This is a genomic window from Pseudomonas sp. (assembly GCF_032058845.1).
Taxonomy (GTDB): Bacteria; Pseudomonadota; Gammaproteobacteria; order Pseudomonadales; family Pseudomonadaceae; genus Aquipseudomonas.
The window spans coordinates 1-13725 of the sequence record NZ_DAMCCR010000030.1 but is presented as its reverse complement, the minus strand read 5'-3'; the positions used below and the strand labels follow the sequence as shown (position 1 = coordinate 13725).

Genomic DNA, 13725 nt, shown 5'->3' with positions numbered 1-13725 from the left:
CGATTCAGCGGCGCAGCAGGCGACCCAGCACCAGCAGCGCAACTGCACCAATGGCCACAGCGGCCACTGGCTTCTCTTTGACGAAGTTGGAGACGCAGTTCATTGCGTCGCCATAGGTCTCGGTCAACTGGCCAGCCGCTTCACGGCCTGCGCCTTCGGCTTCCAGCTTGGAATCGCCAAACAGCTTGCCGACGGCGTTTTGAGCTTTACCGGCTACTTTTTGTACGGTGCCTTCAACTTGTTCGCTTTTCATAACTGACTGAATCCTTGTGTCTGGATGAACGGCTCAGCGGGTGGCCTGAGCGTGCGGTAATGCGCACAAGGTTAGGGCGCGGGCGGTGATGAATAGTTCAAGGTTTTGTCAGGACTGCCGCATTGGCGATTGCCCTTTAAAGCACGGCGCGCACTTGCTGCCATTCCTCCCAGCAGTGTTGCGGATCGATGTCCGCATAGCCGCGACTCATCGCCATGGCCGCGGCTTCATCCGCTGGCAGTGCGATGCAGACGCCCTTGTCTCGAATATCCAGCACCTCCTGCATGTCCAAGGGTGTGCCTTTGGCATCTTCTGCGGCCTTGAGCAAAGCGACCAGGGCCGGGATGAAAACGAGTGACAGTGGTGCTTCGGGCATCGCGTGCCGTCTCCGGTTCGGTTGAGGGTTGCAGAGGGCCAGGCTGCTGTGGCTGCCAAGACTGCCGTGCACGCACGGAAAAACCCGCGCGCCGCTGCAATCGGTCATCTGTAACTGACCCAGGTTGAAGATGATGCCATGGCCTGCAAAAAAACCGCGCAGTTTTGCAGGCTCTCGCGCGCACCGGCGCGGGTTTCGAGCGTGCCGATCGAGAGGCGTTGGCCGTCAGGGCTTTCGATGTGTTCGTAGTGGAGGCGGCCACCGGCTTGCAAGGTTTGACTGTGCTGGAGGACCTGCGGGCCGGGTGAGCATGGCGACCTCGGCAGGTAGCAGAGGGACACAGTCGGGAAAAGTTGGGGAGGAATGCCTGGAAAAGGGTTCCGCTTGTAGCGCCGTCAGGGAATGCAACACCGGTTACTGATTGCGTTTGCGGTTGGCCGGGGTGGGATTGTATTGGTCGCGGTAGGCCTTGATGGCTTCCTGGGTGATGTCTTTGCGGTAGCACAGGGTTTCGTAGCCGCCCGCACGGCTGTAGGCGCTGCGCCGGCCGCAACTGCTGCCGTTGCGCGCGCGATTGTAGGGGCAGGCGCAGGGGCCGGGGTAGGCCGCGATGGATTGGTCGATGAGGTGTTGGGCGATTTGGGCGTCGGTGGGGGTGGGTTGGAGGGCGGAGGCGGGGGTGGTTAGGGTGAGTAGGGTGAGGGCGAGGGTCAGGAGAGAGCTGCGCATGAGGGACCGTCCGTGGGTGCGTTTTCTACTTATCGGCACGGGCCTAAGGGGTCTTTAGTGGACGAATTTGATTGAACGGGCGACCTCATCTTTTCGGATGTGGGTCGCCGTTTTCGCATGGGCGTTCGAGCGGGTTGCGCTCATTCACCCAATGGCTTGTCACTCGGGGTTGGCGGCAGACAGTGCGTACTACGTCGCTGCTGGCGGGGTGATGGTGCGTGCCATTGCGATGTCTTCGATGAGCGCCTTGGCCATGCCACTGAGGTAGTAAGCGGCGACGATCAGCTTGTCGTCCCGTTCCAGGCTTGCCTCCCGATTGAGCTGGTAGACGCAGCTCATCAAGATGCTGGCTTGCTCTAGCAGGTAGTCATGATCGTGGCCTGGGATGACCCTGAAGAGACGATGGGTGCTGGTGCCACTGGCGCCCTCGCCAAAGGTGGCTGAACCGACGGAGACGCTGGCCTTGTCTGACTGCTGGGATGTTTGCTCGCTCATTGGTCGGGTCTTCCCACCAAAGCCGAAGTTGCTTTGCGCGGTGCCGGGGGGCGTGGCTGTGGCTTGTTAGACCCGTCTGCTGAGCTGGCGGAGGAGAGTTGGTTCATGCGATTTGGCGGCGGTTCGTCTTCGATGATGCAAGCCTTTGTCATGCCCGACGCGAGACGAGCATTGAGGCATGGGGAAGGATCTGGGGACGTTGATTGACATCTGCCGCTGTGAGGCGTGGCGGAGGGGGCAATGAGGGGTGGATCAGGGACTATCTTCAACATGCTTGTTTCCCTTTGAAGACCACCATCCGCTGCTGTCAAACAGTGGGTGGCAGCTGTACGTGGGTTGACAGACCGGCGGAAACAACAAGCTCCGGCGCACGCAAGCGTGCCCGCACGTACAGCTGCCATAAGCGGTAGCCGTTTGTTGTTTACCGTTGCGACCTGTCAAAGTCGTGTCGTCGGGTTGCGACGACCGGGGGAGACTAGGAGCGTTGGAAGGGGATCACAACGGAAAACGCGCGCGGGGAGTATCTTTGGGAAATTGCCTACAGGAAAGAGGATAAAACTGAGGTTTGGGCGGTTAGCGTAAGCGACTGGGGAAGGTCACTGTGGTTACTGGAGACATCCTGCTGCGTTGCATCAAAGCGGGGCCGCATCGCAGCCCCTATAGCCTATCTACTCGCCAACTGGATACCATGTTGCATAATTGTCGCTGAAATCTGCCTCCAGTCCATAAGCTTCATTTCGAGGCCCTTTCGCCACCGATTGATGACGTGCAAAAGCTTCACTCATGTGCTCGCGTGCAAGTGCTACAGGCACATAAGCCATGCCGTGCCACTGACTTCTCCAAGCCACCAACTGGCGATCAGTTTCAACAACATATACAGGCGCATCCAGCCGCTCACGCAGACGCGGAACCGAGAAAGGCCCATTGAGCCCCCTAGGAACACGAATCTCCTGTCCGCGTTTGTCCCAGCCCACCCAAAGGCTGTAGAAGCGCATGCGTCGTTCGTGCTGAGAGATGAACTCATAGTAGGCCACGTTGGGCTTTGGCAGCACCCTTGCGCAAGCTTGATGCATGAGTTTCGTTGAGAATTTGCCGATCTGAGCATCAGGGAGTTGGGCGATCATCTGCTCGAAATGATGCCGGTTGTTGAAACCGAGCTTGCGGCAAAGAAGATCGAGCCGTTGGCAATGCGTCATGCCATCGTTTTTGAACTGGCGGGATAGGTACTTGAAGTCGTTGTAGCAGTCGATTGCAGCAGACATGATTTTTCTCCATTGGCCTGTACCGATGTCTCGGTAATTGCATGCTGCTTGCTGGACCGGAAAAGGCGAAAAATCAAGATGTAGACTTGAGGGTTTTTTCCCTTCGCAGCAGGGTGCCTCCCCAGGTCGGGGAATCTTTAGGCATTGGTGTTGGGGATGTCAATACCTTTTCTGCCTGTGCGTTTTTTTCAAGGCCACTGCCTATCATCGCCGAGGGATAAAGCGAAATGGGCGCGCGTGATGCACATCGACTTAGATTTGAGACATCCTCTTGGTTTGTATCTGGAATGGTAGGTGAAATTGATCCGCGAATTTGTATTTGTTAACCGCCCCAAAATTTGAATGAGATACAACCATATCCTTCTGTGGCATTTGAAGGGTTGAGGGTTGCGTTCCGCTACAAGCGGTTATCGGCCCAAAGCGTACGGCCAGTGAAGTCCGCAATGATGGTAAACCTGCCTTCTCGTTAAGCTTCATGTTGACGAGAACCCAGGTTTACTCTGTCCGTAGAGATACAGCTATCGGCTAGAAATATTCATCCAATTGCTCCGCAGTCCACATTCTTGCACAAGGTTAATTCAGCCGCTGCATCGGTTTTTTCGGCGCTAGGTCTGGCCACGGCGACGCAAGTATTCCATAAGACGACGATACTCAGGACGTTCAGCAAGGTTCGTCTGCTGCTCTGCGATCGCCTGCATACAAGTGAGAAGGTCAGTAGACGGCCAACCCTGCTCGTCTACGACCGCATCCAGCAAGCGTAGTGCTGTTTCAGGGTGACTTGAGCAGAGGCCTGATTCATGAAGCATATGGGTGACGTAGTGCATATGCTCGATGGACACCAGCCAATCGTAAATCGTTTTTAGGGCCTCAGGAAATTGTCTTCCGGCAGCTATGGACATCCGGATCAATGATTCAGCGATATTGGATGTAACTAAGTCCCTTGATTTTGGCCAGATGTTTTGCCAAAAAGGCAGGATCCGATTTCGCCAATATTCCTCCCGCTGTTCCCCTGCCCCCTCCAGCGCTTGTGAAAGGGCCTGAGCTGCCTCTTGTAACGCTTTTAGTGGAAACGCTGAAAAAGCATCCCGGAATTCATCCTTGGTGTACCCCTCAAGTGAATCTAAGGCTGCGTACGTGAAAATTGCCGCGAATTGCTCTGCATGTTCACCCAGATCCGCATAATGGCGTGCAGTATCAAGAAACTCAGCTTTCAAGGCCAACAGAAGCGGACGATACAGGCGCGGCGACCATAAGAAACCTTCCCAAGCCCTCATAGCCTCAGCAGGACTACGGGCCCAGCTGAAATGAGGAAGTAGATTTGCTCTCGTCCAAGCTTCATCCACCCGGTACAAAGCAATAAGTCTGGAAGCAAGCAAAACCCTGCTATGACGGTATCGCTCCACTCGCGCATCGCACAACTCGGAGAAAATGTGCCCTATCCATTCTGGCAGACCGCCACGATCGTTAAGGCCTGATCTCTCCCAAATATTCAAGAGAGACTGGGTGACGTGCCCAATGGGGTGATTGATGGCTTCAGTAACTGGTTGATTGATCGGTTCACCATTGCTGGTCATCCCAGTATCCGCTTCCAGGGGGAGATGCATGACCCTACGGACAAGCCTCAAAAACAAATCCATATCTTGAAGCTCTGATTTGGATACCTCATCAAGCCAGCGAGTTACATAATGAATTACCTGCTCAAGTTCACTATCGGGCATCCTATTGATCCAAGGAGAAACGTAACGCCATGATTTTCGAGCTATGCCTGATTCGCTCCATGCTTGGAAAGCTTCCCGCCACCTACTTACGGGCCATTGACCTTCGTCCGCTAGATCACCCAAAGCATACAAGCTGTTGAGAAGATGCTTTCGGCATACATCTCTCCAGGTGTCTTCATCGAAATATCCATCAGATGGCGGGACATTTCGAAGCCATTGGACCAATGCTTTGCGTTTGTATGGTGCAGTATTGATAATACGCTGTTGCTGATAGTCAGGATCTCCAGTCCCACTCATCCAATGAGAAAACTCGTCACTCTGATTGTCTTCCAAACGTAGATGTGGGTAGGCTGCGGACAGCGTATCAAGTCTTTGCTGAGCCTGATCACCCAGCACAAGCCCACCACACTTAAGCTTTGCCAAGCCCCTCCAAACCGCCCGGTCTACTTGTATCTGATAGCGATCATCCGTAATGCCTTCCACGAAAATTTCTTTGGGGGGGCCGGCCAAAATCTCTTGCTCTAGCCTTATTTGAGCGGTAAAGGACAGTATGCTCCCTTGCAACACAAGTAGACGATAGACCTCGCGTTTAGTGGAGGGGGACCACAACCAACGACCATTCTCGACAAGTAGCCATTCAACCCAAACATCAGGACGAATAGCTCCATCCTGACTAGCAGCAAAGAGCGCCAAGCGTTTAAATGTTGGGTATTGAACCTCAAACCACCTATGCGCAATCTTCGCAGCAGCTTCGGGTTGTTCTTGGAAAGTAACCAGCCACGAATCACGCAGTAGTTCCACAAGCACGACCCATTCGCGGAAACCACGATTCTGCCAGTGAGGACTGACAGACGGCAGATCCCAATACGAACGATCCTTAGATGAATCAGCACTTCCCAATTCTTGCAAAAGATCCAACGCATCACGGACCAATGCCTGGAGATCCTCAAGTAGTAAGGGCAGGACCGGTGCCCACTCCGAACGAGACAACTCAGAGAGCGTGGATCGCACATGATCGGAGACTAAAACTAAATCCCAGTTAACAAGATCGCGCAGTTTTTTGTTTGAGACATCCTGCTCTTGTGAAAATCGAAACGGGCGGGAGATCGATATTACAGGCGAAAGTAGCCCCCTGAGTTGCAGTCGAAGACTGGCAGTCAGACCATCACGTTTCAATCGCTCCAACCAGCTGTAGAGGGCCATGTTTTTGAGGGGAGACTTGATCCGTTCCGTCAGGAATAGTCCCCACAGCTTACGCATGTTAGGCCCAGGTATCGCATTAGGTGAGCTTTTGCGAAGCGCGTCCAACTCAGTGGCGTTTCCTTCGGTATGGAGCCTAGCGATACGCGTCAGTTGATCTTCAATAAGAAATGCAAGCCGATCATGGATATATCCACCACGCATAGCAAGCCATATTAGAAGATCTGGATCGTCTAGATGTCGGACAAGCCAACGAGCGATCTGGAACATCACATGGTCCCAGTTACCCGTGCTCCCGCTGCCTAATGTCATCGGCGCCGCTAGATGATAAGGCGATGGCCTTTGAATCAGACTGAAGTTGAGCTTTAGATCAGGTTCAGCGTGACAGGGAACACCAAAACGCGCGAGATCTGAGTGGCAGTAGCGGGAATCACTGAAGGCGTCTAGCAGCCACTCCAAAGGCGGAGTAGGGTTGAAATCTGCAAAACGCCGCGCCGGCAGTCCTGACTTGTCAGAAAGCGCCCACAGCATGCGCCCCACGAAATCATCTTGCCGGGTGCTGGCCGAAGGCCTGGAAAGAGCATGGGCGGTTACGATCCGCTCCTTACCGGTAGTCCCGTCACTGTAAGTCTCGGCCCAAACTTTTAGAGTCTGGTGCAATCCTCTATGCGCGTTCGCGCCCGGCTGAGTGTGGTACAAAACAGGTGCGACCCCTTTTGCTTTCCATTCAGCGGTCTTCAGGCTTTCTTCTCCTGGTGCACAAGATCCGAACGCCCACGCCTGGGGGGTAACTTCTCCAAGCATTCTGTCAGCCGCCAATGCGTCCATCATGTATCGCAGAACTGGATCGCTGACGCTGTACCCCACGAAGCAAACCACGTAGTTACGGAAAAGTTCGCTTACGAATCGGGCAGCCCAACGCTCAGTTAGATAAGCAAGTCCAAAGTCCCCGCTGGTAATGACCAGTCGGTTCAGTTCTGAAATGTTGGGTTTATCCGGCAGCTTCCCGTGCAGATAAACGACCCCATCCCATCGACTTTTTTTGGGAAGAGGTAGCATGGGAGCTGAGTAAGAGTTGAAACTCTGTTTTGTACGCCGACCTGCGGCATCGAACACTCGGTCGAAATTTGTGGTTACCAGACGCACTTCACCAGTCCGACACTTTCCCAATCTCAGCAATGCCGCATGCGTATCAGTTGCGCCTTTGAGTCGAATTTTGGGCTTGAGAGCCCGCGCTAACGCCTCTCGAACCGCACCCCGCCCATTCGGCAAACGACGTTCTAGTAGATCAAGCGTGGCATCAAACTGGTAGTTATCAAAAGCCTTCTGCTCTGCGCTATCAAAGGTAGTCGACGCTTCTTTATAGATGAGTTCTACCAACCCTCTGAAATCCAGGAGCCCTGCTGGATATGAAATACCTGCCCCACAGAAGAAAATTACCCTCCCTTCTTCATGGGCCTGGAGCAGCTCATCTGGAATATCTGGACCATTCATTACAAATTGCATCCCTGCCCCACCTCTGTTTTGATGGCGAAAAGCCATTTTCTAGCTGTTGTGTAGCACGGATGGGACCTTTACGCCATTAACGATAAGAATCGTCTCTTCTGCTTTGTGATCTCAGCACTTATCCGGATGAATCACGGGTCTGGAAAAGCGGTAGCGGATAGACTCATTAGCATCTGATTAATCCCCGCTGCCTAAAAGATAATCCAGCCCATGTTTCCACAATGCCATCCGATTGCCTGGGTCCGGTGAGGGCGCTAATAGGTCGGAATCCGCCACAATCTAGGGCAGAACTTTTGTTTCGAATGATAGGCCATAGGAAGTCTGTCCGTTTATAGCCCTTCTTGGTCATTTAATAGGCAAAACCCCGGTCGCTTGGAGCAATGGAATATTGGTAAAGGACGGGCTTTGGACTAACTACAACGTGGTTAGCTCTGCTCCATACGTCGTACCGCAAACGTAGCCAACGCCCGCACCATCTGCACTTGATGCACCGTATTCACCAACATCGGCACCCCCGGCTCACCGGCGTTCGCGCAGATGTATTCGTCTAGGGTGGTTTCGATTCCCGACATCAACTCAAGGGTGTGATTCAAGGCATCGATGGCGCTGAGGTCTGGATTGATCAGGAAGTAGTTGCGGGCGTGCTGAGTTTGGGGTGGATCAGGTACGGGCTTTTTCATGATGGGAGCTCTGACTTATGGATACCAAGCTGCCATCCATCCTTCTCACAGGATCGGGTGGCAGCCATGCGCGGGGTGAGAAACCGAGGCGTCAGAGCAAAACCCGGCCAGACCGAAGTCTGCCCACGCATGGCCACCATGAAACTTGGCCGAGCTTTAACGCATTCGGGTTCTCACACCCGGTCGCTGAAGCGACGCGGTGGACATTAGTCCTGAAGCATTTCCCCGACAACGGCGATAGTTCGGCTCGTGGCGTAGGATAATTCGCCAGCGTTGCGATCCTGAAGTGTTTGGTTTCACATTCGGAAAGGTCTTACAGGATTGTGGTGCTGTAGACGGGTTCCCGTTTGGAAAATCCATCAAAACGACCACGGCGCAGGCGGGGGCTGGGATCGCAAATGCAGCAATTGGGGCTGCTTTGCAGCCCATCGCGACTGAAGTCGCTCCAACGCGGTCTAGCTCTGCGCGTCGTGTTTTGGCGGGTTGTGGCGGGGGTGGCTGATGATCAAGCCGTCTGTGATGCGTTGTGGGCTGTTGCCCAGTTGCAACAGCGTTTGTGTAGTATCTGCCGCTCTTCCCACCTCTATGAGATCCCCGATGTCTGGCCGCTACTCTCCGTCCCCAGCAAGGGCGGCACAAGACCTCCAAAACGCACGCTCGCTTTTGGGAAAGCGCCTGAGCCAGCTGCTGCACGACCAGTATTATTTCAACGACGAGAAAGTACTGGGAGACCTAGGTGATCTGGAGTGGCACTTTGGCGAGCAAGAAATATTATCAATGTATCTCTTGAGTGACGGCGAGAAAGTAGGCGCGGACTTCTTGCCGTCCGAGACGCCGACAGCTTTCGACATAGAGCCGAACGCGACCTGCTCCTGGAAACGGGAAGACCTGCTCGCAGGTTTATCAGCAACGCACCTTGGGGAAACCAAAGTTTGCGAAGTCGAGGGGGTGCTTGACTCGCTCAGCGGACACGAGCCTTGGCTGGCCGGATTCAGAGTTACGTTCGAGTCTGGTGACTTCTTGATTTACCTTAACCAGGGCGACGATGCCGTCGTGTTGATCAATGCGCTACCGCCAGTAAACGTTGGCCTCGAAACGCGATTCGTTACCTCAATCTGTTGAAAGTTTAGGGTCGAAATTCGTCTTGCTGTAACGGTTATTAGACCTCACTACGCTGCGCGTGGACCGGGCATCAGCGTAGAGATGGAAATTGCTTGAGTCGTTGCGCGTCTGGCAGGTAGTAGCCATTCTGGTCGGCTTGTTAGCCGGACCAAGCAACTCTAAGATCGAACCCTCTCAAGGTCATAGCCGGCCATGCACTGCGCTGTGGATCACCACAATGGACCCTTCGATGAACGTTCAAGAACTGTTTTGCGGGCTGGCCCTATTGGCGATGGCCAGCCCGGTACTGGCGAACAAGTACATCATCGACGTGCAGGGTGAATCGCCCAATCGCGTGATCGTGTATGCCGATGCGGAGGATATTGCCAGACTGGGTGGCAGTGCATTTTCCAAAACGCTGATTCGAGGGATCGAGCTGGAACTGGTCTACGAGGCGGCTGACAAGCCTAATTGGACGGTCATGGCGGCGCAATTCGAATGCCCCAACATGAATCGCATGAACATGCCGGACGTGAATGGAAGCAATGTGCGGGTGCCGAAAGATATGGAGGTCAAACTTGCATCCTTGCCGGAAGTAGACACCATCAGGTTCCGTTCCAGTGGAGGTGGAACCTGGTCGCGGAAAAAAGACAGCTACGATGCAATGCAACCCACGGATTGGCAGACCACCTCGAGCTACACCTTGCTGCAGGCCTATCGCATTGCCTGTCAGCCGGATGCTTTCTCGAGCGCACTGCAGGCCTCGGGTAACCCGGACCGCTCCATCAATGACGGACTGCTTGCAAAAAATATGGAAGGGCTGGGCCTCCACGGTTTGGCCGTGGTTCCAATAGGTCCTGGTGAGGATGCGGCAGATTTCACCTGGAAGCACATCTGGAAGGACGCGGTACGCCCGCCCTCGGTAGCCGCGCGGAAGATGACGCCGGCTGAAATCGCCGGACTCAAACGAAACATGGCCCAGCTCAAGTCGAAAGTTGACCGTGAAGCAGATCAGACCAATGCAACGCTCAAGAAGCTTGGCGGAGAACTTTCTTTTACCGCCAAGGCTGCGCAATTGCGCGGCAAGCGCAAGCTGTCGCTGGCCGAGTCAACGCTGGTCCAGGTGTGGGTAGGGAAAACAGAACATGATGTAGTCGTGGCGAACGGGCCGCCGGCAATCAATGAGGCCGGTGGGATGCGCTTTCTTTCCTACGGCAGTTCGTACGACAACCAGGTGCAGTGGGTCAATGCGTTCAATGGCGCCCCAATGGGCTCGGCGGGCGGTTGGCAGTATTGCAACGTGCGCTATGTCCTGATGCCGGACGAGTCGGACAACGTCTACAAAGTTGCCGATGTCCGGGTAGCGGCTGACTCTGCAGGGGATACCCGCGGCATGCATGCCTGCGCCAACGTCATGAACACGCCCGGCCAATAAGGGGCACATCAAGGCGGTGTAACGTACTGCCCCGGAGCTGTCGCCCGGGGCTTACTTTACCCGCACCGCCATGCAATCCTTCAAATGCTTATAGGCGGCCTGCACGCCAATGGGTTGTATATCGACCATAGGCTTGCCATTCATGCCGATGGTGTAGTGGGCAGTGTCGCTTTTATCCTTCAGCACCGAGTCAAACTTGAGTGACAGGATGAAAACCCCTCCCTGGCCGTGACTGCCGGGGACCTGGTAAGCCCCGACATCAGCATTGCCCAGCCCATTGCCGAAGGTGACTCTTACGGTTTCAGGGGCTTTTACCTGAGGAATGTCCTTGCTGTTGAACCACAGCATCCCGTCGCCTTTTTTGGCCATGTCGGCATCCCACGGACCTGCAATCTTCAGCGAGGCCGTCTTGCTGATGAAGCTGACGGAGCACTGGTAGCCATCATTCACCGCCTTGTGCGACAGCACCCAAATGCCTTCCTTGCCTTTATAGAACGTCGTGTTTGCCATTTTCCCGTCATTCGCCGAATTGCCACCCCCCAACAGTTCCATAGGCACCTCCGCCATCGAGACCGTAGGAAGCAGTGCAAGCATGCATGCGGCGATGCGGGGGCGGAGTTTCATGTCGGCGTTCTCTCGGGGGGCTGCACATGTGGGAACGACCTGCTGGCAGTCGTGTGGGGGCGGTACAGTTTGCTGAAATGCCTTATTAGCGGCAAGGACCCGCAGCGTCGCCAGCGTAGTGGGCAGTGTGCACAGCCGAACTTGTGCGCGCGGCTATGCCCCATGGGAGTACCCGTAACCTGCTGCAGTGGGGGGCTGGGCATTTGATGGATATATCCCCGCTTGACGTGACCAGCGAGGGTTGCTGTTCGCTACTACGGGTGCGCTGCGACGCGGGACTAACTGGTAGGGTGGAGCTGTGCGCTCTTTTCATCCACCCGCGACGCTGCTGCGTCCGATTCGGAGCCACACCGCTGATGCTCAGGCCTCGCGCCAGTGCGTCATGCCGCTGCAACCTGGGCCTGGCGAGTACGGCTCAAACCTGCCCAGCAGAGCCGTTGCCTTGTTGGCTTCTCTGCACGCCCTTAGAATGGCCAGCCCTCGCAAGGAAGGAAACACCATGTGGTTCATGAAAAAACAAACGCTCAGTGACGAGCAGGCGACTGCGCTCCATGACCAGGCTTGGGCGGCGTTTCGCGAGCAGGATCTGGACACCGCGCTGGAGTGCTTCCAGACCCTGGCCAAGGCATGTCCCGCCGACGCACGCTGGATGAATGGCGTCGGCGCGGTGAGCCTGGCACGTGACGATCGCGCCGATGCCCATCGACACTTCCGGATGGCCGCCGATCGTGATTATCCCGGCAGCCACTACAACCTCGGCATCATGGCCTACCAGGACGGTGATCACGACGCCGCGCGCCGACACTTCCAGAAGGCTGCCGAGCACGATTATCCGGGCAGCCACTACAACCTCGGCACCATGGCCTTCCAGGAAGGTGATCACGACACCGCCCGTCACTACTTCCAGAAAGGCGCCGCGTACGATTGCCCCCGCAGCCACTTCAACCTTGGCAGCATGGCCTTCCAGGATGGCGATCACGATGCCGCCGTCGAGCACCTCAACAACGCCGTACGCCACGATCAGCCGGAGGCGCTGAACCTGCTCGGCGACGTCCATCTGCAGGCCGAGCGCTATCCGCAGGCTGAGCAGGCCTACCGGCGCGCGGCCGAGCTGGGCCATGTCGACGGCTACAACAATCTTGGCCTGCTGTACTTGCAGCTCGAAGACTATCAGCAGGCCAAGCAGGCGTTGTTGCAGGCCCTGGAATCCGACCACGTCTACGCCCAGCACAACCTGGCGGTGGCCTACCACCGCCTGGGCGAGCTCGAGGCGGCCGAGCGCTGGTACCTGATCTCCTTCTCTCTGCACGGCAACCTGCAGTCGCTGGAGAACCTTGGGCATGTCTATGGCGACAGTGGGCGTGAGGTCGAGGGCCAGGCGCTGGTCGCGGCCTCCGACAAGCTCTATGAGGATCAGCCTCTCAACGATTACGAGCAGGCGTTGATCGACCGGTTGCTGGCTTGAGCTGCGATGGCCTTGCGCAGAATCCTTAGCAACTCTTGAGAGAGGCGCTGGGGTACTGCAGCCATGGAGGGTGATCTGAGCCTGTCGCCTGATCAGCAGATCAGCAGGACTGCCGTGCTGACCAACGATCTGTCGACATATCCGACGAAGTAAGCGATGCGCCACCGTATCCTGTACATCAGCATCGCCACTCAGCTCATCGAGCTGGCGCCGAAGTTGGCCGTGCCTGTAGGCGACTGGGTCCGCGTCGCCGGCCTGATGTAGGCACGAACTTCGCAGGCGTGCTGGTGCTGGTGCTGGTGGCGCTGTCGCTGATGCAGAGCTGCTCGCGCATCACCATCGGCGGGGTGATGGGCGACTATGACCTGGGCGGACCGAAAAGCCAGAGCGACGTAGACGACTTTCCGACCTTTTGGTCGTTCGCCAAAAGCGGCCCTGAGCAAGCGGCCACAATCGACCAGTCACACAAGTCTGCTTTCGACCCATAACAGCCGTTCGTGGAGGGCGCAAACGGCCAAATGCAGACATTAGAGCCAGTATAGCCTCAGTCCCGGCGGATCAATGCAACCCCACCAATGATGAGAGCTATGTGTCATCGCTCTTTGGTTGTTCGCTTTCTGAATATTCCTCGTTTGGCACGGCAGGAAATTTAACTGGACCAACAGAGTTTAATATGCACTTTCGGCATTTTGTTGCATATCTTGTATCGCGCTTGTCTTTCAAGTATTTGGCAATGAGGAAGAGTTCAGGTGTGAACACGAGAGCTGTTGAGCTTGTCGTTGCAGCTGAAATACATTTTGTTGTGAATGGTGCTAACCTAGAATTTGAGGGTGTCAGAAATTTTGTGTTCAGGCATAACATGAGTAAGAGGTGCATGTATG

13 protein-coding genes are annotated in these 13725 nt (G+C 55.5%); 5 read left to right on the top strand and 8 right to left on the bottom strand.

Features of this window, described 5'->3' with window-relative positions; translation table 11 throughout:
• Positions 1–4 precede the first annotated feature (4 nt).
• From RT028_RS08270 to RT028_RS08240, 7 genes are all read right to left on the bottom strand, one after another.
• Positions 5–253, bottom strand: a complete 249-nt coding sequence (locus tag RT028_RS08270; RefSeq protein ID WP_312934222.1) for a CsbD family protein — start codon at positions 251–253, stop codon at positions 5–7.
• Positions 254–389: 136 nt separating this feature from the next.
• Entirely contained in the window at positions 390–629 is a 240-nt protein-coding gene (locus RT028_RS08265) for a hypothetical protein (protein ID WP_312934221.1), read from the bottom strand.
• A 414-nt stretch (positions 630–1043) separates the two neighbouring features.
• Positions 1044–1358 (bottom strand): hypothetical protein, encoded by a 315-nt coding sequence (locus RT028_RS08260; RefSeq protein ID WP_312934220.1) that lies wholly within the window; start codon positions 1356–1358, stop codon positions 1044–1046.
• Between the two features lie 189 nt (positions 1359–1547).
• Complete coding sequence (locus tag RT028_RS08255; RefSeq protein WP_312934219.1) at positions 1548–1853, bottom strand: DUF3077 domain-containing protein; 306 nt, start codon at positions 1851–1853, stop codon at positions 1548–1550.
• A gap of 668 nt (positions 1854–2521) precedes the next feature.
• A complete protein-coding gene (locus RT028_RS08250; RefSeq protein ID WP_312934218.1) occupies positions 2522–3115 on the bottom strand; it encodes a hypothetical protein in 594 nt (197 codons plus the stop codon).
• Positions 3116–3720: 605 nt separating this feature from the next.
• Positions 3721–7539 (bottom strand): anti-phage defense-associated sirtuin Dsr1, encoded by a 3819-nt coding sequence (dsr1, locus tag RT028_RS08245; RefSeq protein ID WP_312934217.1) that lies wholly within the window; start codon positions 7537–7539, stop codon positions 3721–3723.
• A gap of 425 nt (positions 7540–7964) precedes the next feature.
• Positions 7965–8219, bottom strand: coding sequence for a hypothetical protein (locus RT028_RS08240; protein WP_312934216.1), 255 nt, complete (start codon positions 8217–8219; stop codon positions 7965–7967).
• Positions 8220–8816: 597 nt separating this feature from the next.
• Here RT028_RS08240 and RT028_RS08235 point away from each other — a divergent pair.
• Together RT028_RS08235 and RT028_RS08230 are read left to right on the top strand one after the other, a co-directional pair.
• Positions 8817–9341 (top strand): hypothetical protein, encoded by a 525-nt coding sequence (locus RT028_RS08235; RefSeq protein ID WP_312934215.1) that lies wholly within the window; start codon positions 8817–8819, stop codon positions 9339–9341.
• 229 nt (positions 9342–9570) lie between these two features.
• Positions 9571–10755, top strand: a complete 1185-nt coding sequence (locus tag RT028_RS08230) for a hypothetical protein (protein WP_312934214.1) — start codon at positions 9571–9573, stop codon at positions 10753–10755.
• 51 nt (positions 10756–10806) lie between these two features.
• Here the strand turns inward: RT028_RS08230 and RT028_RS08225 are convergent, their stop codons facing one another.
• Positions 10807–11379: a hypothetical protein gene (locus RT028_RS08225; RefSeq protein WP_312934213.1), complete on the bottom strand. Its 573-nt coding sequence runs from the start codon at positions 11377–11379 to the stop codon at positions 10807–10809.
• 499 nt (positions 11380–11878) lie between these two features.
• Between RT028_RS08225 and RT028_RS08220 the strand changes: the two genes are divergently transcribed.
• The 3 genes from RT028_RS08220 to RT028_RS08210 form a co-directional block, all read left to right on the top strand.
• On the top strand, positions 11879–12844 hold the full coding sequence (locus RT028_RS08220; protein ID WP_312934212.1) for a tetratricopeptide repeat protein: 966 nt from the start codon (positions 11879–11881) through the stop codon (positions 12842–12844).
• A gap of 281 nt (positions 12845–13125) precedes the next feature.
• Positions 13126–13332: a hypothetical protein gene (locus tag RT028_RS08215; RefSeq protein WP_312934211.1), complete on the top strand. Its 207-nt coding sequence runs from the start codon at positions 13126–13128 to the stop codon at positions 13330–13332.
• 101 nt (positions 13333–13433) lie between these two features.
• A partial coding sequence (locus RT028_RS08210) for a hypothetical protein (protein ID WP_312934210.1) occupies positions 13434–13725 on the top strand: 292 nt, incomplete at its 3' end.